This is a genomic window from Paenibacillus sp. JT31N11 (genome assembly GCF_056269285.1).
Genome location: NZ_JBWDNQ010000006.1, coordinates 14750 through 36067 on the forward strand (window position 1 = coordinate 14750; position 21318 = coordinate 36067).

The 21318-nt window shown below is 53.6% G+C and carries 19 protein-coding genes; 15 read left to right on the plus strand and 4 right to left on the minus strand.

Features of this window, described 5'->3' with window-relative positions; translation table 11 throughout:
* Positions 1–187 precede the first annotated feature (187 nt).
* The 8 genes from AC0YNV_RS20745 to AC0YNV_RS20780 all read left to right on the plus strand — a co-directional run bounded on the left by AC0YNV_RS20745 (position 188) and on the right by AC0YNV_RS20780 (position 7102).
* Entirely contained in the window at positions 188–430 is a 243-nt protein-coding gene (locus AC0YNV_RS20745; protein ID WP_210043323.1) for a helix-turn-helix domain-containing protein, read from the plus strand.
* A gap of 3 nt (positions 431–433) precedes the next feature.
* Positions 434–952 (plus strand): peptide deformylase, encoded by a 519-nt coding sequence (gene def / locus AC0YNV_RS20750; RefSeq protein ID WP_475769714.1) that lies wholly within the window; start codon positions 434–436, stop codon positions 950–952.
* A gap of 346 nt (positions 953–1298) precedes the next feature.
* Entirely contained in the window at positions 1299–2300 is a 1002-nt protein-coding gene (locus tag AC0YNV_RS20755; RefSeq protein WP_475769715.1) for a phosphotransferase family protein, read from the plus strand.
* 60 nt (positions 2301–2360) lie between these two features.
* Positions 2361–3311: a magnesium/cobalt transporter CorA gene (corA, locus tag AC0YNV_RS20760; RefSeq protein WP_475769716.1), complete on the plus strand. Its 951-nt coding sequence runs from the start codon at positions 2361–2363 to the stop codon at positions 3309–3311.
* Between the two features lie 154 nt (positions 3312–3465).
* Positions 3466–3753: an alpha/beta-type small acid-soluble spore protein gene (locus AC0YNV_RS20765; protein ID WP_210043283.1), complete on the plus strand. Its 288-nt coding sequence runs from the start codon at positions 3466–3468 to the stop codon at positions 3751–3753.
* Between the two features lie 199 nt (positions 3754–3952).
* Positions 3953–4642 (plus strand): response regulator transcription factor, encoded by a 690-nt coding sequence (locus AC0YNV_RS20770; RefSeq protein ID WP_475769717.1) that lies wholly within the window; start codon positions 3953–3955, stop codon positions 4640–4642.
* A complete protein-coding gene (locus AC0YNV_RS20775) occupies positions 4609–6222 on the plus strand; it encodes a sensor histidine kinase (RefSeq protein WP_475769718.1) in 1614 nt (537 codons plus the stop codon). The genes AC0YNV_RS20770 and AC0YNV_RS20775 overlap by 34 nt, the downstream gene beginning before the upstream one ends.
* A 319-nt stretch (positions 6223–6541) precedes the next feature.
* Positions 6542–7102 carry a pyridoxamine 5'-phosphate oxidase family protein gene (locus AC0YNV_RS20780; RefSeq protein WP_475769719.1) on the plus strand — a complete coding sequence of 187 codons (561 nt, stop codon included), beginning with the start codon at positions 6542–6544 and terminating at the stop codon, positions 7100–7102.
* A gap of 66 nt (positions 7103–7168) precedes the next feature.
* On the opposite strand, the gene arfA is transcribed toward AC0YNV_RS20780, so the two are convergent.
* The gene (gene arfA / locus AC0YNV_RS20785) at positions 7169–8677 is read right to left on the minus strand and encodes an arabinosylfuranosidase ArfA (protein ID WP_475769720.1); all 1509 of its coding nucleotides are present in this window, start codon (positions 8675–8677) and stop codon (positions 7169–7171) included.
* A 157-nt stretch (positions 8678–8834) separates the two neighbouring features.
* Between arfA and AC0YNV_RS20790 the strand changes: the two genes are divergently transcribed.
* Positions 8835–9746 carry an ArsR/SmtB family transcription factor gene (locus tag AC0YNV_RS20790; protein WP_475769721.1) on the plus strand — a complete coding sequence of 304 codons (912 nt, stop codon included), beginning with the start codon at positions 8835–8837 and terminating at the stop codon, positions 9744–9746.
* Positions 9747–9940: 194 nt separating this feature from the next.
* On the opposite strand, the gene AC0YNV_RS20795 is transcribed toward AC0YNV_RS20790, so the two are convergent.
* A complete protein-coding gene (locus tag AC0YNV_RS20795) occupies positions 9941–10918 on the minus strand; it encodes an aldo/keto reductase (RefSeq protein ID WP_475769722.1) in 978 nt (325 codons plus the stop codon).
* Positions 10919–11013: 95 nt separating this feature from the next.
* Entirely contained in the window at positions 11014–11886 is an 873-nt protein-coding gene (locus AC0YNV_RS20800; protein WP_475769723.1) for an aldose epimerase family protein, read from the minus strand.
* A 149-nt stretch (positions 11887–12035) separates the two neighbouring features.
* On the opposite strand from AC0YNV_RS20800, the gene AC0YNV_RS20805 reads away from it, so the two are divergent.
* The 5 genes from AC0YNV_RS20805 (at position 12036) to AC0YNV_RS20825 (ending at position 16104) form a co-directional block, all read left to right on the plus strand.
* Complete coding sequence (locus AC0YNV_RS20805) at positions 12036–12221, plus strand: YjfB family protein (RefSeq protein ID WP_475769724.1); 186 nt, start codon at positions 12036–12038, stop codon at positions 12219–12221.
* A gap of 318 nt (positions 12222–12539) precedes the next feature.
* Positions 12540–12860, plus strand: coding sequence for a PadR family transcriptional regulator (locus tag AC0YNV_RS20810; protein WP_210043243.1), 321 nt, complete (start codon positions 12540–12542; stop codon positions 12858–12860).
* Complete coding sequence (locus AC0YNV_RS20815; protein WP_475769725.1) at positions 12857–13414, plus strand: HAAS signaling domain-containing protein; 558 nt, start codon at positions 12857–12859, stop codon at positions 13412–13414. The genes AC0YNV_RS20810 and AC0YNV_RS20815 overlap by 4 nt, the downstream gene beginning before the upstream one ends.
* Positions 13411–14361, plus strand: coding sequence for a DUF4097 family beta strand repeat-containing protein (locus AC0YNV_RS20820; RefSeq protein ID WP_475769726.1), 951 nt, complete (start codon positions 13411–13413; stop codon positions 14359–14361). The genes AC0YNV_RS20815 and AC0YNV_RS20820 overlap by 4 nt, the downstream gene beginning before the upstream one ends.
* Before the next feature lie 297 nt (positions 14362–14658).
* Positions 14659–16104, plus strand: coding sequence for an HD-GYP domain-containing protein (locus AC0YNV_RS20825; RefSeq protein ID WP_475769727.1), 1446 nt, complete (start codon positions 14659–14661; stop codon positions 16102–16104).
* Positions 16105–16213: 109 nt separating this feature from the next.
* On the opposite strand, the gene AC0YNV_RS20830 is transcribed toward AC0YNV_RS20825, so the two are convergent.
* Complete coding sequence (locus AC0YNV_RS20830; RefSeq protein ID WP_475769728.1) at positions 16214–17137, minus strand: phosphatidylinositol-specific phospholipase C/glycerophosphodiester phosphodiesterase family protein; 924 nt, start codon at positions 17135–17137, stop codon at positions 16214–16216.
* 312 nt (positions 17138–17449) lie between these two features.
* Here AC0YNV_RS20830 and AC0YNV_RS20835 point away from each other — a divergent pair, with 312 nt between their 5' ends.
* Positions 17450–21295, plus strand: a complete 3846-nt coding sequence (locus AC0YNV_RS20835; RefSeq protein ID WP_475769729.1) for a response regulator — start codon at positions 17450–17452, stop codon at positions 21293–21295.
* Positions 21296–21318: the final 23 nt, after the last annotated feature.

The window sequence follows — 21318 nt, forward strand, 5'->3', positions numbered from 1 at the left end:
AGTTACACAAGCAACAAACGGCTGTCGACATCCTTTGGCGGCGCTGCAGGTTTCTTCCCTCAGAAATAGACTGGACAAAAAGGGCTGACAGCCGCCGTTGCGTTTTCGATTGGTGTTGGTATAATATTAGGTATTGCCTTAATAAATTAAGTGTTGCCTAATTAATCGGCTGAAGAGGAGTGGAGATATGCTCGAATGGATGTTGAGACAAGTAATGGCTGAGCGGGGCATTTGGTCCGGAGCGGCACTGGGTCGTCTTTTGCATGAAAAAACAGGCTACCGTCTGTCCGCGCCTTCCATCAGCGCTTTGCTGACGGCAGCTCCGAAACAGATGAAGGCTGACACGCTTGATGCGTTGTGTACAGCGCTGGAATGCAAGCCGAATGACCTTTGGGTGCACACCCCCAATCATCAAATGAGAGGAGCTTAAAGCATGAGCATCAAAGCAATCCTGCCGTTCGGCGATCCGATCCTGCGCAAGAAGTCCAAACCCGTCGAGGAGATCACGCCCAGGATTATCAAGCTGCTGGAGGATATGGCAGAGACGCTGCACGACTCCGATGGACGGGCAGGCCTGGCTGCTCCGCAGGTGGGAATTCTACGCCGGGTCGTGGTGATGGACTGTGGTGAGGGGTTGATTGAGCTGATCAATCCGGAAATCATCCGTGCAAGCGGCGAACAGACCGGGCCTGAGGCCTGCCTCTCCTACCCTGGATATGCGGGGATTGTTAAACGGGCACAAACCGTAGCGGTGCGGACATTGAACAGGGCCGGAGAACAAGTGGTGATCGAGGGAGAAGGATTCCTTGCCAGATGCATCCAGCATGAGGTGGATCATCTGGATGGTATTTTATTTATCGATCATGTAACGGAGGATACGCTGTTCCACGAGGTTATGGATCAGCGCATCAGCGTGATGGAGGTCAAGCGGATCGCCAACCGGCCAGTTTGATTTTACTAAAGCAGCTTCATCAGGGTTCGGTGAAACCGGCAGGCTGCGCATGCGGAATCCTCTTTCGCATCCAGCTTACAATAGGAAAGCCTTGGGACCCATTTGTCCCAAGGCTTTTTTGAATCCGTCAGAAGCAGAAAGGGCTTTCAATTTCTTCCGGATCGTATGTATGTTTTTATACAGAAATCAGTCAACATCATAACATACGGTTTCGAAACAGTCTATATTTTTATCGGCATTTTGTTTACGATAGTCCGGAAGCATTCGGGCTTGAGCAGATTTTCCGAGATACTGCAGCAGCTCTTCCCGGGCTCGAGGACAGACTCAAGAGAGGGAGTGGAGCATCATGTCGCAAAGCAGCGGCGGACACATTAGCCAGGCGGATTTGGAGGAGCATATCAGGGAGATTGGAGGAAACCGGTATCGTCTAAACGGCATTAGCCGGATCAGTGATGGGGGCGCGCAGAAAGCGGTCTACAAGCTGAATTGTACGGAAGGACTGTGCTTGATTCTGTTTGTTTGGGACCTGTCGGCGAATTATTTTGAACGGGATTTGCGGGAGGGAGGGGTAACGGATACGTCTTACGGGGCACTCCAATTCGAGACCAATACTCGTCTGCTGAGCCAAATTGGCGTTCGCGTGCCCGCGGTTCGTTATATCAACAGGGAGAGGAGACGCTACCCTTTCGATTATGCCATTGTCGAATATGTTTCCGGCATGAATCTGGAGGCCTGTGAAGAGGCAACGGCGGATGTGAGGGATGGAATTTATGGAGAGCTGGCAGAGATGCTCCAAGCCATGCACGGCAGCTGCGGCAAGGCGTGGGGAAAGGCGCAGCCCGGCGGAGAAGCGCATCATCAAGCACCGGCTAATCCCTGCCATAAACAGATATATGACCATGCACTTAGGGAGCTTGCTTTCACGGTGCCGCGTGTTCAACAAAGCGAATGGAATGAGCATCAGATTTTGAAGCATCTTGAACATCTGATGACCGGTATTCAGCCGCGTGAGCAGTATGGCTTTATCCATGGTGAACTGGGCCCCGATCATGTGCTGGTGAATGAAAGGAATGAGCCGTATCTCATCGATATTGAGGGCGCCGAATATTTTGATATCGAGCATGAGCATAGCTTCATGCAGTTTCGCTTCGGCGCGCAGTATGAACGGTACCTGCAGCGGAGCGGGCTTGATCCCAACCGGATGCGTTTCTACAAATTCCATCATCACCTCTCCTGTACGGCCGGTGGCTTGAAGCTGCTGGAACGGGGATTCCCCAACGTCAAACTGGCCGGATTGATTTACGAGAGCAATCGGCAGAGCGTGCTGGAGATGATGAAGTCCGGGTAAAATTGCTCCCTGAAATCTCCAATGCTACAATGAAAAGAAAAGTCGGATGGAGCACGGATTATGATTCGTACGTTAGTCATCACGAAGGACAAACAGCTGATTGAGCATACGCCGCTTCTTGAGATCGACCGTGAGCAGGCAAAATGGATCTGGGTTGATTTTTGCAAGCCTACGGAGGAGGAAGTGGAGCTGCTCGACAGCTATTTTCATTTTCACCCTCTGGCGATTGAAGACTGCCTCATGCACCTGCAGCGTCCGAAGCTGGATCATTACGATAATGTCCATTTCTTCGTTCTGCATGCGATGGAGGAGCAGGGCCGGAGGCCGGTGGAAGTGGATATGTTCGTCGGTCCAGGCTTTGTGGTCACCTTCCATTGGAAGCCGCTGCAGGAGATGGAAGAAGCCTGGTCCAAGTTCCTGCGCAAGCCCCAGTTTGAAGAGCAAGGCCCCTTATATACGGCATATCTGGTGATGGATGAGCTGGTCGATCATTATTTTCCGGCCGTGGAGGCGATTGAGGACCAGCTGCTGGAGTTCGAGGGGGAAGAGCTTGAGTTTAAGGTGCAGGGGAAGCTCAGCGACGTTTTTGAAATCCGCAACAAGCTGCTGAAGCTGCGCAAAACGATCGTGCCGATGCGGGATTTGTTATACCGGATTGTGAATACGCAGCGTATTGACGGGATGAGCCATTATTTGCTGTTTTTTACCGATGTTCACGATCATCTGCTGAAGCTGTCGGAGATGGTGGATTCCAACCGCGACATGACCTCCGATATGCGGGATCATTATATGTCGCTCAGCTCCAACCGGATGAACACGATCATGAAGACGTTGACCGTCATTACCACCATCTTCATGCCGCTCACCTTTATCGCCGGCGTTTATGGGATGAATTTTCAAAATATGCCCGAGCTGGACTGGCATGGCGGTTATTTTGGAGTCCTCTCTGTCATGGTTCTTCTCGGTGGCGGTATGTTCGCCTGGTTTAAGATCAAAGGATGGTTTGACTGACTTGGCAGTAGATAAATGATTTCAAAAGCATCCGTTTAGCCGCCGCAACAAGCGGGGATTAAACGGATGCTTTTTATGATGCGCATGATTCTGTACCGCACCGGGCAACCTATGCCTAGATAAATCCGGATGGGCAAAAGGAGTGAGTTATACAATGGCCAGAAGAGGCAGAAGAACGCATGTTGTACCTGGCGTAAGCCAGCAGATGAGCGCCTTTAAAGCGGAAGTGATGCGGCGCGAGGGCTATGCAGTGGACCCGAACAGGCCCGACGATGTGAAATACGAGGTTGCCAAATCGCTTGGCGTACCTATGGAGCATGGCTATAATGGCGGTTTGACCACGGAGTCTGTCGGGCATGTGGGCGGACGGATCGGCGGATCGATGGTCCGGGAATTGGTGCGGATGGCGCAGGAGCAGCTGGTGAAGGAACCGCGGCAATAATTGCCGGTGAAACGGGGCTTCGTCAGAAAAGCGGGACATCTTCTTTATGCGAGTAATATTCGGTGTGGAAAAAAACCGAATTTATTCCATAGAGACGGATGTCCTTTTTTCTGTCCTGCCGCTTCATGCGGCATTCATTTTAATTTCATATTCACCGTTTATAATAGGCCTATTCCAGTAACAAGGGGCTGCTGCGGTTATGCCGGCACATATTCTCGTCATAGAGGACGATCAATATATTCAAGAGCTGATAGCGGAGTATCTGCGCTCCCGGCAGTATGAGGTGGAGGTCGCAAGCGACGGACGGGAAGGCTGGGACAAAATTCAGCAGCAGCCCTACGATTTGGTTATTCTTGATATTATGATGCCGCGTCTCGATGGATTTACCGTTTGCAGGATGATCCGGGAGCAATCCGATATGCCCGTGATCGTGCTGACGGCGCTTGGCGAAGAGAAGGATCAGCTGCGCGCTTTCGAGATGCATGCGGATGATTATGTCGTGAAGCCATTCTCCTTCCAGGTGCTGATGAAGCGGGTGGAGGCAGTGCTGCGCCGGACCAAAAGCAAAGTGAAGCCGGGCGGGCTGTTGTTTGGCGGCCGGTTGCGGCTGGATCCGGATGCCTATAAAGTGTATGTTGACGGTCAATTAATCGATACGACAACCAAAGAGTTTGATATCTTGAGCGTGCTGCTCAGCAACGCCGGCCGGATTATGACCCGCGATATGCTGCTTGATAAAATATGGGGCTATGACTACTTCGGCGATTCCAGAATTGTCGACGCCCATATCAAAAATATCCGCAAGAAGCTGGGTGTTATCTCGGTGATTCGAACAGTCAAAGGAGTCGGATACGCATGGGAGAACGAACCGGCGGAAGAGGAAGGATGAGGCGCGGGGGCGTCACGTTTAAAATATTCACCATCACAGCGGCGCTGCTGGTCGTGTCGGCGCTGCTGATCTATTTGACGCTGTATTTCATGCTGCCCGGCTACTATAAGTCCATTAAGCAAGCCCGGCTGGATAGCGGTGTGAATGAGCTTGTTGCGGCTGTCGACGGACAGGATTACGGGGATGCCATTCCGCTGATTATAAAGTTCGGAGAGGAACATAACGCGATGCTGCGTGTGCGGGATGTGAACGGTCAAATGCTGCTGCCCGCTGATTTGATGTGGTTCATTCAAGGCAGCGGAGGCAGCATTGATTTGCCGGGCTTCCGCAAGCTGAGGCAGAATCCGGACCGATTCGTTCCGGCAAGGCCAGCGGTTGCGGCAGGTCCGAATATGCTGACGGTGAACCGGACCATTCATTTCGCCGAAAGCGCGGAGTCCTTTACGCTGTCGGTAAACGCTCCGCTCCAGCCGATTGATGAAGCTTCCGAGGTTATCCTGCGGTTCCTTCCCTACATGCTGATCGCCATCCTGCTCATTGCTGTCGGCGGAGCGGCCCTTTATTCGCGCCTGATCGCCCGTCCGCTGCTTGGCTTGAACAATGTGGCGCGCAGGCTGGCGAAGCTGGATTTCTCCGCGGCGGCGAATCCCCTGAAGTCGGGCGATGAGATTGGAGAGCTGTCCCAGAGCTTGAGCAAGCTGGCCTCCAACCTGCGCTCGACCATGGCGGAGCTGCAGGAGGCGAATGCGCAGCTGAAGGATGATATCGAACAAGAGCGTGAACAGGAGAAGAAACGGCGTGAATTCGTGGCGACGATATCGCATGAGCTGAAGACACCGATTACGGCGGTGAGCGGCCAGCTGGAGGCGATGATCGGCAATGTCGGCGCTTACCGGGACCGTGACACCTACCTGAGACAGTCCTATAAAATCATGCGCGACATGGATAAGCTGGTGCACGAGATATTGGACCTGTCCAAGCTGGAGAGCCGGGATTTTCTGCCCTTGATGCGGCAGGTCGATCTGGCTGAGCTAGTCCGCGAGTCGGTCGAAAACATCAGTTACCTGGCTGAGGTTAAGGATATGACGATTGAATGCGAGCTGCCGCAGGAAGCCGTCATTGCCGCCGATGAGCGGCTGATGGCCAAGGCCGTATCCAATATCATCGGCAATGCCGTACAATATTCCGGCGATGGCGAGCATGTTTACGTGCGTATTACGGAGATGAAGGAGCCGCAGGCCGGAGAAGCGTTCATTCCTCTGAGCTCTGCTGCTGGCAGGGGCGTAACCTCAGGGATGGGAGCAGGCATGGAGCAGGACGGGGCGGATGCGAAGGCAGGCCGGATGAAACGCCAGTATAAGCTGGAGGTCGTGAACACCGGAGCGCAGCTGGATGAAGCGAAGCTGCCCAGGCTGTTCGAGCCCTTTTATCGCGTCGAGGAATCGCGGAGCCGGGCTACGGGGGGCAGCGGTCTTGGGCTGTATATCGTCAGCAAGGTGTTCGATGCCCATGGCGCTTCCTACGGAATCGAGAATACCCCCCGAGGCGTAAAATTCAGCGTCGTACTGCAGGTGGCTTAGGACATACGTGAGATTGACAGCCATCATGCACCGTCATACCTCGCGGGGGGAGCCCCGCGAGGTGCCAAAAGTGAGAAGACATGCCCGGCCGTTTGGCGGTTACTTTGAATCTTTAAGAATTCATAAGCATTTTCCAACGATAGATTTCTATACGCGCGGATGAAGGATAGGAGCAGCGCCGTCAGTGTACCGCATCAGCCGTTTTTCTGGCCGTGGTTTATAGTTTATGTCTATAAAGTATTTAAGATTAATATATTTCATTATGCGAGCCCTTTCAGTCATAATAGAGATATGACTATTCCTGACGAGGTGAAGCGAAATGGGAAAATTGTTTGATGCGATGCTGCCGGAGCATGAGGCCTTTATCCGAAAACAGCATATGTTCTTCGTAGGCTCAGCTCCGCTGCAGGGGGACGGACATGTCAATATTTCACCAAAGGGCTACGATGTGCTGCGTATTTTCTCCCCGACCGAGGTGGCTTATCTCGACCTTACCGGAAGCGGCAATGAAACGAGCGCGCATCTGCTGGAGAACGGCAGGATTACGCTTATGTTCATAGCGGTGGAAGGTCCGCCAATGATTCTCAGGCTGTACGGAACAGGCCGCGTCATTCTTTCCGGGTCAAAGGAATGGCAGGAGAAGATCGGTCATTTTCAACTGCTTCCGGGTGCCCGCCAGATCGTATCGGTATCCGTTGAGTCGGTGAAAACCTCATGCGGCTACAGTGTTCCCTTCTTCACCTATGAAGGGGAACGAAGCACCCTGAAGCTGTGGGCGGAAAAGCAGGATGATGAGAAGCTTGCAGCTTATCACAAGGAGAAAAACACCTTCAGCATGGATGGGTTGATTACGCCGATGGGGCGAGAGGCTCAGTCATAACCATTCCTATATGATTGGAAAAGGGTACCTGCTCCAAATGAGCGGGTACCCTTCGTTTTGCATGGATCAGGCCAGCTTGAGGCGAATCACATTCCACGAGGCTTTGCCAAGCGACGCTTCTATCGAGCTGCCGGCAACAACCGCGCTGCCTTTGTTATGCGGAGTGACGTGATCCGGCCTCTCCAATGTATTGGCGGCCTTCAGGTCCTCATGCTCCAGCACGATATGCTCGATCAGGCTGAAATTACCGAAGCTGCGCAGATCGGCGGCGAGCGGCAGAGACTCGGTCAGATTGCGGTTGACCGCAAAGATCGTGACCTCGCCCTGCTCTTCATTATGGACCGCAACGGCTTCCAGATAAGGCACATCGGTATAGTCCTTGGCATCGTATTTCGGTGATTGGATCAGCGGCATAAGAGCCGTCCCCCGTCCGAAGATGCTGGCATGCATGTAAGGATAGTAGATCGTTTGCTTCCACGCCGCACCGCCATTTGCTGTCATAATGGGGGCAATGACATTGACCAGCTGGGCGATACAGGCCATTTTGACCCGGTCCGCGCGCTTGAGCATACTGATCAGCATGCAGCCGACGAGCAGCGCATCCTCATGGTTGTAGATGTCTTCGAGCTGCGGAGGAGCGACGGTCCATGGCTCGAGTTTCTTATCGGCTTCATTGGAATGATACCAGACGTTCCACTCGTCGAAGGAAAGATTGATTTTCTTCTTGCCGCGTTTCTTTGCCTGGATGTAATCCGCTGTGGAGATAACGGTATTGATGAACGAATCCATCCCCATCGACTGGGCCAGGAAGTTGGCCGAATCCTTGTCGCGGTTGCCATAATATTGATGCAGTGAAATATAATCGACATTGGCGTAACAAAGGTCAAGTACCGTAGCTTCCCATTCGGGGAAGGTAGCCATGCCAAGATTGGAGCTGCCGCAGGCGACAAGCTCAAGCGAGGGGTCGACCCATTTCATCACTTTGGCTGTCTCGTTGGCGATTCTTCCGTACTCGGCTGCTGTCTTGGCGCCGATCTGCCATGGGCCGTCCATTTCATTGCCGAGGCACCAGGTCTTGATGTTATGGGGCTGCTTGTAGCCATGCTGAATGCGCAGATCGCTCAAATAGGTCCCTGAGGGGTGATTCGAATATTCCACCAGCTGTCTGGCCTCATCAGGTCCGCGCGTACCGAGGTTGACGGCCATCATCGCTTCCGTGTCCGCCTTGCGGCACCAGTCGATAAATTCGTTCAGGCCGAACAGATTGGGTTCAACCGTCCGCCAGGCCAGCTCCAGCCGCCGCGGTCTGGATTCGACCGGACCAACCCCGTCCTCCCAATTGTAACCGGAGACGAAGTTGCCGCCCGGGTAACGGACGATCGGCACATCAATGCCTCTGACCAGCTCCATAACGTCGCTGCGAAAGCCCTGTTCGTCTGCCGATTCATGACCCGGCTCGTAGATGCCGCCATAGACGGCTCTTCCCAAATGCTCAATAAACGATCCATAGATCCGTTTGTCCACTTCACCGATCTTGAAATCCTTGTCCACTACCATTTTGGCTTTGTTTGACATGGTCATCACCTCATGTTAAATTAACAAATATATAAATCAATTAACCTGAATAGTTGCCTGCATCATTATTAAACACGAACAATAAACCCATTACAAGCTTTAATTTTCAATCTTGATGAATTAATGGTTTTGTTAATCGGGATAGAGGGAGAATGGAATGATACGCGCAAATACAGACCGCAAATGGCTGCCTTTATACGAAGCACTGGCGAGCGGGGTCCGGCTGCATATTCTGGAGCTGCTGGCCGGTCAGCCCATGAATGTGAAGGAGCTTGCATCCGCGCTGGGACTAAGCAGTGCGATCGTGACGATGCATACGAAGAAACTGGAGAAAGGGGGGCTTATCCATACCCAACTGGTCCGCAGGGGCGGGGGGACGCACAAGATCTGTTCCCTTGCCGTCAGCCGGGTGGAGCTGAATATACCGCAGATGGGCGAGAAGCAGCGCGAATATCAGGAGGTATCGGTACCGGTTGGCCATTATTCGAGATTCGAGGTCCATCCGACCTGCGGATTGGCGACACTGGACCGCATCATCGGCCAATATGACGACCCCCGTTATTTTCATGAGCCGCAGCGGATGCATGCCCGCATTCTGTGGTTCGGTAAAGGGTATGTGGAATACCGCATTCCGAATTATGTGCTCAGCAGCCAGCAGCTTGAAGAAATCGAATTTTCGCTTGAAATCGGATCGGAGGCGCCTGGCGTTCAGGCGGATTGGCCTTCGGATATCCACTTCTACCTGAACGATACGCTGCTTGGCGTATGGACCAGTCCAGGCGATTCCGGCGAGGGGCGGGGTATGCTTACGCCCTCGTGGTGGACGGTGAACCAGTATGGCTGGCTCAAAATCATACGCGTTACGAGGGAGGGGACGTATCTGGACGGCCAAAGGCTGTCGAATGTGAGGCTTGAGGATATCATTATGACCCGCAATGAATGGATGCTCAAGCTGGCTGTGCCCGAGAGCGCCGTCCATGTGGGCGGATTGACGATTTACGGGGAAGGCTTCGGCAACTACAACCAGGATATTGTGTTCCGTACTTATCTTCAAACGGGCGCAGATTAGGGGAATTTTCTTATTTGGACCGGACGGAGTATCGGTCAGTTGCAGCCGACAGTCAGAACCGCCGGTTCTTGGGGAACGATGAAACAAGGCGAACCAGGTGCCTTGAAGCCGTTGTGCGCACCGGGAAGCGCAGCAGAAAAGGAGCATAACGTCAGTTCTGACGCCATGCTCTTTCTCGTCCGTTGCAGCGGTTTCTATCGTTTGCTGTGGTCCGCAAGCTCGGCAAGCTCACGGATTTCCTCCTCTTCGAGCGCAAAACGCATCGCGTTGACATTCTCTGTTGCATGGTGAGGCTTCGATGCGCCGGGGATGGCGAATACGGTTTCGCCATGCGCATGGATGAGCCAGTTGAGCGAAATCTGGCTGGGGGAGGCTCCGTATTTGCCGGCAAGCTCGCTCAGCCGCGAAATAAGCGGCTGTGTGCGCTTCAGGGAATCCGGCTTGAAGCCGCTGGACCATTTGCGCGGGCCGCTGATCTGCTTGACGAGCTCAGGATTGCTGTGGAATTTGCCGCTCAGAATCCCCTGCTCCAGAGGGGAGTAGGCGATAATCGCCACGCCAAGCTCCTTGGCGGTCTGCATAATGCCATTGCGTTCAATGCGGCGGTCCAGCAAGCTGTATTTGACCTGATTGGATACAAGCCGCAAGCCATGCCGGCGCAGCGCCTTGTCTGCCTCCACCATCTTCGCGGCCGAGAAATTGCTGACGCCCACATGCCTGATCTTGCGCTGCTCCACGAGCTTCGCCATGGCATTCATTTCACTTGAGGCGGAAGAGAAGGAATACGGCTGGTGAACCTGATACAGATCGATAGTCCAGCCCTTTAAACGGCGCAGGCGTTCATCGATCGTCTTTCCAATGTTGCCGGCAGTCCGCATAGCCGGCCACCATTTTGTGGCGACGTGTGCGCCTTTTCCTGCATCACCGAGCGCGCTCAGCGCATCGGCCAGCATTTCCTCGGATTGTCCGCCGCCGTAAGCTTCGGCGGTATCAAACCAGTTGATGCCGCCTTCCCAGCTGATCCGCGTGATATCGCGGATGACGTTGTCCTCCAGAACAGGCCAGAACTTCCCGACGAGGCCCCGGCCCTTGCTGAACTGCCAGCAGCCCAGACCAAGCGGCGAGAGCGCAAGATCCGATCCCCCGAGCGAACGCAATATACCTTCCGCCATGAACATCCCCTGCTTTCAAAGTGGAATTTTTTTGATTGTATAGATTGTAGTCCGCAAAAGGACAGCTGCAGCCGTTTCTTCTTGAACGAACCTTATCAGCGGGTATATCCGATCGACAACTGCGCCTTGAGCGTTTCGCCTGCGGGCAGCATAAACAGCTCATCCTTGCGGTTGAACTCGGCATTCAGCGCCATCCAGGGCTCAACACAGATGAACGGTTTATCATTCACCTGCCACAGCACCACATATTTGAACACATCGCTGTAGGACATGTGCACGCGCCCGGTGCCGCCCGGACCGGGGAAGGCAATTTCGCGCTTGTCCGCATCCAACAGGGCGACGGATTCCTTGAGTCCGCCCAGATCGACGGCCCCGCGAAGGGGCTTAACCTCATTATCGTTATAATCGAGGTAACGCGTTGCATCGGTGTCATAGACAAGCGCTTTTGAGGTGCTCTTGAAATAAGGATGAAAGCCGGCATAGAACGGCATGGCGGTGTCCGAGAAGTTGCGGTAGCTCTGGCGGATATGCAGCGCGCCGTCGACCAGAGCGTAGGTAAACAGCAGCTCGAATTCAAAAGGAAACTGCTCCCGCGTGCCTTCTCCGCTCTGCAGCCTCAGTGTTACTGAGGCTTCGCCTTCCTCCGAGGTCGAGACGACCTCCCATGCGCGGTTGCGGGCCACGCCATGGTTGCGCATCGTATATGTAGCGCCATCCAGCTCGTACACGCCCTCTTCAAGCTGCCCGCAGATAGGAAACAGCACAGGATTGCCGCCGCGGATATTGGCCTCTGGATCGTTGAAGGATTCGCGGTCCAGATAGAATAGCTCCTCGCCTTTCAGCTGGCAGCTGATGGCGATGCCGCCGCGTTCCGGACATACCGTCACCGATGAGTCCGTGCCCGGTTCTTTGAGTGTATAAAGGGTGTAGACATCCTGCTTCACATCGACTTCATAGCTGCTGCTCATGTTCATGCCTCCACATCGCATTCATAGTTTAAACAAAGCATATCATATTGCGCCTGTTCACTAAAGCGAATCGGCATCCCAACCGATATTAGCAGTACCGGCTGGTATAGCGGGAGAGAGCATACAACAGAATGGAGGATGAACCGTTAATGGACATCGGAGGAATTGGAGCTTTGGTAACCGGCCAGTCGTCAAGCGCTCTGCAGCAGCAAGTTGGAATCGCTGTTCTGGGCAAAGCGCTAGATTCGCAGCAGGAGAACGCGCAGTCGCTTGTTCAGATGATGGAGCGCAGCGTACAGCCCCATCTGGGCGGAAGCATCGATATTCGCATGTAGGACGTAAAGCAGGCAGGACGAGGGGCCTTCCACCTTGAAAATTACGCTTGTTCACGAGCGGACAAGACAGGGCGGGAGGCCGATTCCAAAAATATATGACCATATCAAATCCGGTCTGTGCGCTGCTTATCTTTCTGATGGAATGAACCCTGGCTTAACCGGCAAAATAACAACCTAAGCCTTTTTTTTGAAAATACTGCTCCACTATATTGCATAATTGAATAGCAGGTGATATATTATAGCTGCAGGAGGTTATTTTTTTGCCTCGCTATTCTATAATGATGAATACCATACAATGTATCATAGGGAGCGCTGTGAATGAATGTACAGTTTAAAAAAGGCGTCCTGGATCTGTGCGTGCTCGCTCTGACCGCCTGGGAAGACCGCTATGGCTATGAGCTTGCCGTATCGATCTCCTCCAAATTCGAAGTGGCGGTGGGAAGTGTTTATCCGCTGCTCGCCAGGCTGACGCTGGAGGGATATTTCTCCACCTACCTGAAAGAGTCCACTGAGGGTCCGCCGCGCAAGTATTACAAGCTTACACCGCATGGCCATGAGCATTTGATGGATCTGATCCGGGAATGGCGGTCCTTCTCCATATCCGTGGACCAATTGATTAAGGAAGGTGTGGAACGATGATAAGAGAACAATATTTGCAGCATCTCTGGGACTTGCTTGCGCCGGTTCCCGAACCGCTGCGCCGTGAATGGATGTTTGATTATGAAGAGCATTTCCGGCAGGCTGCCGAGCATGGCCGCAGCGAGGAGGAGGCTGCCCACGAGCTGGGGGATCCGCGCCTTATAGCCAAAGAAATGCTGCTGGGATACCGTGTGGAACAGGCCGAGAGCAGAAACGGAGGCATTACCCATGTGTCTCGCGCGGTGCTTGCCGCAGTAAGTCTGGGATTTTTTAACCTCATATTCGTACTTGGCCCTTACATTGCGCTTCTAGGCGTGCTGCTGGCCTTGTGGGTATCCTCCATCGCCATCGGAATAGCCTCGTTGTATGCCATTTACGAAGGGACGATCGGCGGGACGTTCACACTGATTCAGTCCGTCTTCATCGCTATCTCGCTGCTGGCTGTAGGCATGCTGCTCGGGGCGTTCACGAAATGGCTGACCGGTGCGGTATCAAAAGGGACCCTGCAGTATCTGAAATTCAATTCGAGAATGATAAGGGTGAAAAAACAATGAGAAACTGGATCATTATTGCCTTAATTCTGCTGGTGGTCGGAATAATTGGTACGGGCGCAACGATGGGCAGGGACGGATTCTGGAATTTCGGAACGGTCGATATCGCTCAGAATCAGGCGGTTGACGGCATAGGCGCGAAGAATATTATCCTTTCAATGGAAAGTATGGATGTAACGGTCGTGAAAGGCCCGACGAATGAAATCAAGGCTTCTCTCAGCGGCAAGGTGAGCGAGAAATTTGTGAAGTCCACAAAACTGAAAGTCGTTCGGAATGGCGATACCGTTACGGTCGGTGTTGATGCGAAAAACGGATTTTCCTTTGGAGTGAGCATTTTTAACGTCAAGCTCAAGCTGGAACTGCCAGAGCAGCAGTATGATTCTCTCGCTCTGGACAGCGGCAGCGGCAATACCAGCATAACGGATTTGGCTGCACAGACATTGGATGTCGAAGCAGGTTCCGGGAATGTGAAGTTCAACCAATTGACCGTCGGCAAGCTTTCTCTCGATATAGGCAGCGGGAATTCGACAATCACCGATGTAACAGCCGACACGGCGGAGCTGGATATGCGATCCGGGGTTATCACGGTCGAGAAGCTGAAAGCCCGGGAGCTGTCGGCTGAAGCGGGGAGCGGAGATATCAAGCTGTACGATGTGGATGCCGAGCTGGAGGCGAAGACCTCAAGCGGCAACATCCGCGTGGAGCAAAGTGCAATTACCCGCCCCATGGAGCTGTCAAGCGGCAGCGGCGATGTTACCGTTAATACGGATGCAAGGCCGGAATCGGTCAGATTCAAATTCGACGGCGGATCTGGAGACCTGCGCAATCATTGGGATGGCGCAGTGCAGTCGACAGACGACGATGATGAGAAAAATGTAGTATTCGGAGATGGCGGCATTCTGGTAAGCGTCGAGACAGGATCAGGTAATTTAACGATTGGAGAACGGTAAAGATCAAGGGTTCATGCAGGACCTGAGTTGATGATTACAAACATCCGGCTGCGTTCGCTTCTGCAATTTGCGGGAGGAAATGCAGCCGGTTTTTTGACCTTGTAGAATGCCAAATTAAAATGATATATTACGACAAAATTTGACTGATATTTGTGACTATAGACCTAAATTTTTGGCTAAGAAAAGCCGATATAGAGAAAAAGAGCTTTCTTCCAGGACAGCGAAGCCCGCTGCTTCCTGGCGCCACATATATGAAGTTCGTTTGCGTATTTAATCAGGGAAACGGGAGGAAGCTTCATGCAGGATAAGGGAAAGTCGATTATCTGGCCGCTGACGATTACGATAGTGCCATTGCTGGTTTATGAGCTGCTTCGTTCGTTCCAGGGTACTGACATTTCCGTGAACGCTCCAACAGGACATTTCTACATTGTGAGCGCCATCGCCGCGCTTGCCCTCATTGTAGCGGTAGCGGTCGGCTACACCGGACATCGGCTGCGCAATATCAAGGTCGGGTTTCTGTCCCTGTCCTATGTGTCGATGGCTGAAATATTCGTTCTGCATGGCTTGTCCACTCCCGGCTTCCTGATGCATGAGCAGCATATAGCCGGAATCGCCGCACAGCTTAGCGTCATGCTGGCGGTTATGTGGCTTTGTTTGTCGGCAGCGTCTTCGGATCATCCCCTTGTCCGGCTGCTGACCAAATGGCGCCGATGGTTAATCCCCGGCTGGGTGCTGCTGCTTGCTGCCTTTACCCTGTTTACATTCCTTCGTCCCGATCTGATGGATAGGCTGATGCTCGCGAACCAGCCCTATAACTGGATTGCAGCCGGTTTGACCGGAGCGGGATGCATATGGACGATGTACCGCTACTGGCATTCATACCGGGCTGCGCGGTTTCCGCTTCAGCAGGCAATTGTATACAGCTCGGGCTGGCTGCTGGTTACCCAATATATTATCGTAACCGGAATTACATGGAAGCTCAGCTGGTGGCTCTATCACGGGCTGCTGCTGGGATCGATGATCATCATGATCGCCGGCCTGACCCGCCAATACTTCTCCAGAGGATCCTTCACCTCATCTCTGAAGGTATTGTTTCAATCGGATCCCCGCGTCTGGCTGGAAGCCTGCATGACACCGAGTGTCCGGGCGTTGATTATGGCAACTGAGGTCAGGGATGCCTACACAGCCGGCCATAATATGCGTGTTGCGCTCTATGCGCTGCGGCTGGCGGAAGAAATGGAGCTGACCACGGAACAGCTTCGCGCCATCGCACAGGGAGGCGTCGTTCATGATGTCGGCAAGCTGAAGGTGCCGGATTCCATTCTGAGCAAGCCCGGCAAGCTGCTGCCGGAAGAGCGCACAATCATTGAGCTTCATCCTGTCTCCGGCTATGACATGTGCAAACGGCTCGGCTTCCTGCAGGATGAGCTGACAGTCATCCGCTCTCATCATGAGAAATGGGATGGCACGGGTTATCCCGACCGCCTGGCGGGAAATGACATTCCGCTGCTGGCCCGCATTACGGCGGTTGCGGATGTCTATGATGCGCTCACTTCTTCCCGTTCATACCGGAGGGCCATGTCGCATGAAGACGCTATGGCGATTATCGTGAAGGACAGCGGAGTGCACTTTGATCCGAAGTGCGTCAAGGCGTGGGTTCGCCTGGCACAGGATGATGTCGACTTCTTCGAAGAGATTTCCGGCAGCGCCCGCACTCTTAAGCTCGTCAAGCAGACTTCCTGACGAAACAAGTCTGGACCTTGCAAATCAAGCATAACCAGTATAACAAGAAGAAACAGCTTAAAGACCTCCGATCCGCTTATGGAACCGGAGGTTTTTCTATAGATCGATTCTATAGTTCGCCAGGAACGGCAAAGTCGGTCATAACGCCTTTTACCCCTGTGCTGAACAGGGTGTGAATCCGGCCGACATCATTAATGGTATTAATATACGTATAAATTCCTTTTTGCAGCAGCGCTTGAACAAATTCGGGCGTATAGCGGTTTTCGTCCATTACGACAACACCGATTCCTTTCCCGCTGGCAAAGTTGACCACATCCTTCATGGAGTCCCCGTTCATATATAAAGTATAGATGTACTGCCTGAATGGATATACCCGGTTGACCGCGTCATAATTATCCTGCTTGTACAGCTGCGGAATGAATTGGCGCAGCACCTGAGCATCCACCCCGTTGGCCTCGCTGACGATCTGTTTGAACAGCTGGGTCGCTTTGGTTGAATCGGCTTCCTTCGTATCGGTGACAAGCAGTATATCGGGATGCTCCGACATGAACACACATAGCTCCTTGAAGGTCATGGGAGTGTACTGCTGCTGAATTTTCGTTGATTTGAACCGGGCTAATGTCATCGGCTCCAGGGGGCGCGCGTCCGGAATGGCTTGTCCAAGCACCATGTAGGTGCCGGCTTCCCAGTCATGCCTCAGTACCAGATGGCCATCGGAGGTTGCGGTAATATCCGTTTCAAACACGCGAAGCCCGCTGTTATAGGCCCGCTTCAGCCCCTCGATGCTGTTTGTCCCGGAATATCCGCCTATGCCTCCCAGCGCATGCGAGATCAGCGGCTCCTGATTCACCCAGTCATAAGGCATGCTTTCGATAGCGGGCTGAATCGCTACCGGGGCGGTTTCCTTCCCGGAGGCTGTATGGGAGGCTTGAATCGCTATGCCGGGAAGCACCTGGGCAAAGACGAACGGAGAAATAATCAAGGTTGTCAGTATAAAGCCGATAATACCGTAGAAGATGATTTTTTTGTTCATAGCGGGGGCTCCTCCTCAGATGTCTTATCTACCATTGGACAGATCCTCCGCCGCGCGAACCATATAGGAAAAAACTTGCTGCCATCCTCCTATGGCGGCAAAGCTGGTTTCTTCCTTCGGAAATATCAGAAAAGACAGGATAGAGTTCATGCGTTCTGATAGCTCAAGAATAGGATGTTCCCTCTTGGTCTGCCACGGTTCTACTCCTATTTTTTACGTCCGGGTCCCTATCTTGTCCGTCTATGAAGCTATTGGCATGAACGATATAATAGATGCAATAAAGCCTGCTGCTGCGAAAGGGGAACACCCGGGGTGAAAACGATATCGCTGCGTACTAAAATTCTGGTTCTTGTCGTGCTCATTACATCCATTCCGCTGACTATTGTCGGCTACGACAATTATAGAATGACCAAGAAGACGGTGCTCACGGCGATCACGGACAATGCGTTCGTCAAGGTGAAGAACAATGCGGATAATTTGGCCGAGTGGGTAAAGGCCAGAAGCACGGAAATTGAATTGATGAGCCGCACCGATATTGTCCGCTACGGGACGGATGCCGAACGCCTGAACTATTTCAGCAAGGAGACGGGTCGGGTCGATTCGGCATTTGTTACGATGGGATTTGCGGATCCGGACGGGGATCTGACGCTTTCCAGCCAGAAGCGGGTCAATATTGGGGAAGATCCCTCGTTCAAAAGAGCAATGAGCGGAGAGACGATAGTCACAGACCCCTTCCTCAGCGATTGGACCCAAAACCGGATTGTGGTCTTCCAGATTCCGGTCAATGACGAGGCGCACCGGGTAATCGGCGTCGTCTGCGCCGCTATCCTGACTGACCGGATTTACCGGGAGCATCTTAATTTTCATATAGCCGAATCGGATAATATTTTCCTGTATACCGATTCCGGAGATATTCTGGAATCACCGGATCTTGAAGCAGCAGATAAGGGCTCTGTCATGTCCAGGCCTTTTCTGTTCGGATCGCAGACCCAAGACCTCCTCGGCCGTGAGAGCGGCTACATCCAGCTGCAGGAACCGGGGGGAGATTCATTCGTTTTTTTCGCGAAGGTGCCGGGCACGACATGGCGGATTGCCATGCATGTGCCGCTGAATGAAATCGAGAAGCCGCTGGGCTCTATTCTGCTGCGGACGGTCCTGTTGATCGCGATAGCGGAAGTGGTCATGATTGTGCTGCTTTTCTTGTTCATGAACCGGATTGTGATGCGGATCAAGAAAGTTCTCAAAGCGACGGAGGCCGCTGCGGGGGGAGATTTTGACGTCAAGGCGGTCGCCGAAAACGGCGGGGACGAAATTTCGCAGCTTTCCCATTCCGTCAACGACATGCGGCTGCATCTGCGTGACATGTTCGGCCGGTTGGAGGCCATTATCAATCAGAATCAGTTCGCTTTTATCGTGCTTGACGATCAGTACCGGGTCACTTACTTCAGCAAGGCCGCCGAGCTGATGCTTGGCTATACGGCAGAGGAAGTGGTCAATAAGGCAACCGCCATCGCTTTTATTGACCCGGATGACCTGCAGGCGGAAGCGAGAAGGCTGAGCCGCAGGCTGCTCCGCAGCGTTCCCCCCGATCTGTCCGTGCTTCGCGAGCTGAGGCGGGAACAATTCACCTATGACCGGGAGTGGATATATGTCCGCAAGGACGGCGGCCGCTTCCCGGTAGCCTACAGCTCCAACGGCATCCGCGATCAGGATGGCAGATTCATCGGGGAGGCTGGCGTCGCCCGTGATATTACGATTCAGAAGCAGGCGGAGAAGGCCCGCAGCCAGCAGCTTGAAGTCATGGGGGCTGCGAAGGATCTGATCGCCACCTTCGATGAATTGGGGCGTCTCTTGTATATGAACAATGCGGGCCGGCTGCTGCTGGGCGTGGATCTGTATGCCGGCACATCGCCCAAGGAGCTTGTTCCGCAGCGTACGGTCAAGGAGCTGCTGCACGGTCTTGCGATTGCCAAGGAGCTGGGCTTTCATGAGAGCGAGGCGCTTCTGACAACGATAAAAGGAGAGAGTGTTCCCGTCTCCAAGATTGTGGTGGCGCATCGGGACAGCCGGACGGGCGATACGTTCTACTCCTGCATTGCGCGCGATATCTCCGAGCAGAAAAGAGCGCAATCCGATCTTCTGCAGGCGAAACGAGAGGCCGAGGAGGCCAATACCGCCAAGGGCAACTTCCTGGCCCGCATGAGCCATGAGATCAGGACTCCGATTGCCGGGATTATCGGGCTGACGGGCCTGCTGCAGAAGACGGAGCTGACCAGTCTTCAACAGGATTATCTGGACAAGACCCGCGCCTCATCCGAAGCGCTGCTGCGCATTATTAACGATATCCTCGACTTTGCCAAAGTGGAGGCGGGCAAAATCAAGCTGACGGAGGTGCCTTTTGATCCATGGGAAATGATCCATCGGTTCGCGGATCTGCTTGCCGTCTTCGTTGGCGGCAAGGAGCAGTTCGAGTTCATTATCGAGATGGATCAGGATATGCCCACGATGCTGGCGGGGGATTCCCTGCGGCTGGAGCAGGTTCTGCTTAACTTATGCATCAATGCGATCAAATTCACGGACCGGGGGCATGTCCGGCTGCAGCTGGAGCTGGTGAGGATAACCGAGGAAGGCCGGGCGGAGATCCGTTTTCTCGTCGAGGATACAGGAATCGGCATTTCCCGGGAACAGCTGGACAAGCTGTTCGAGCCTTTTATGCAGGTGGATGGCGCGGCGAGCCGGAAGTACGGGGGAACCGGCCTTGGACTTGTCATCGTCAAAAGCCTGGTAGGCATGATGGGCGGCTTGATTGAGGTCGACAGCAGCGAGGAAGAGGGCAGCTGCTTCTCCTTTACCCTGGAGCTGCCCGTTACGGCCGGGGCGCATGAGGAACGGTATAAAATAAGCCGCACCGGTGAGCTGTCGGCTTGGGTGGTCGAGGACTATTCGCTCATGAGCGATCACCTATGCGCCGAGCTGGAAGTAATGGGATTCTCGGCGATTGCGCACGGATCCTGGAGATCGGTGTACGAGCGTCTGCTGCGGGCCGGCATCGGCATTCTTCCCAGCGTGCTCCTGCTGGATTTTGAAATGCCGGATATGTTCGGCGAGGATACCTGGCGCACCCTCCATAGAACCGCAACGCAAAGAGGGGTTCCCACGGTTGCGCTGACAACGGCTTATGGCCGGGAGGAGCTGCTCAAGCTGCCTGAGGCAGACCGGCCCAATGCCATCATCGTGAAGCCGGCAGACCGGATCAGCCTGTACCAGTCGCTGCTCGCGGTATGCCAGCGGTCATCCGATGTATCCGTCGCGGCCCAGACAGCTTCCGCCGTGGAAATCTCGAAGCCGCCCAGCGGAACGGTCCTTCTTGCTGAAGATAATAAAATCAATCAACTCGTAGCGCTGGAGCAGCTGCGCGAGTGGGGCTTTATCGTGGAGGTCGCAGAGAATGGCCTGCAGGTGCTAAGCAAGCTGGAGGAGCAGCGATGGGATCTGGTGCTGATGGATATTCATATGCCGGAGATGGACGGGGATGAAGCGGCGCGCATTATCCGCTCGGATTCCAAATACGACCGGATGCCGATTATTGCGCTCACGGCGAATGTAATCCGGGAGGATCACGAGAGATACATGCAGCTCGGTATGAATGATGTGCTGACCAAGCCGATTCAGCCTGAAAGCATGCTGCAGATGATTGAGAAATGGCTGCTTGCAGGCAGAGAGAACCGGCTTGGCGCTGCCTCCGCAAGCAGAGAGAGCCAGCGTGAAGCATATGAACCGATTTTGGGCCATGAAGAGGAGCTTCCTTACGAGGTTCCGGGAATGGATCTGGGCGCCGCAATCAAGCGGGTGAATGGCAAAAGGGATATTCTGGGCCATATGCTCAAGCTGTTTGCCCGTGATTATGCCGAATTCGAGGTGCGGCTGCGCGAAGCGCTGCAAAGCGGGGATTATGGTCTGGCGCGAAGGATGACCCATACCTTGAAGGGAGTGGCCGGCAATTTGTCCGCGGCGGAGCTTGCGGCCATGGCCGATCAGCTGGAAATGCTGCTGAAGGCCCCTCTGGAGTCCCGCGAACCGCTGGCGATCGCTTCGGCTGCCGCATGTGTCCAAATTGTTTTGACTCCGATGATATCGGCGCTCAACCGCAAGAAATAACAATTTCGACAAATTCCCCTAAC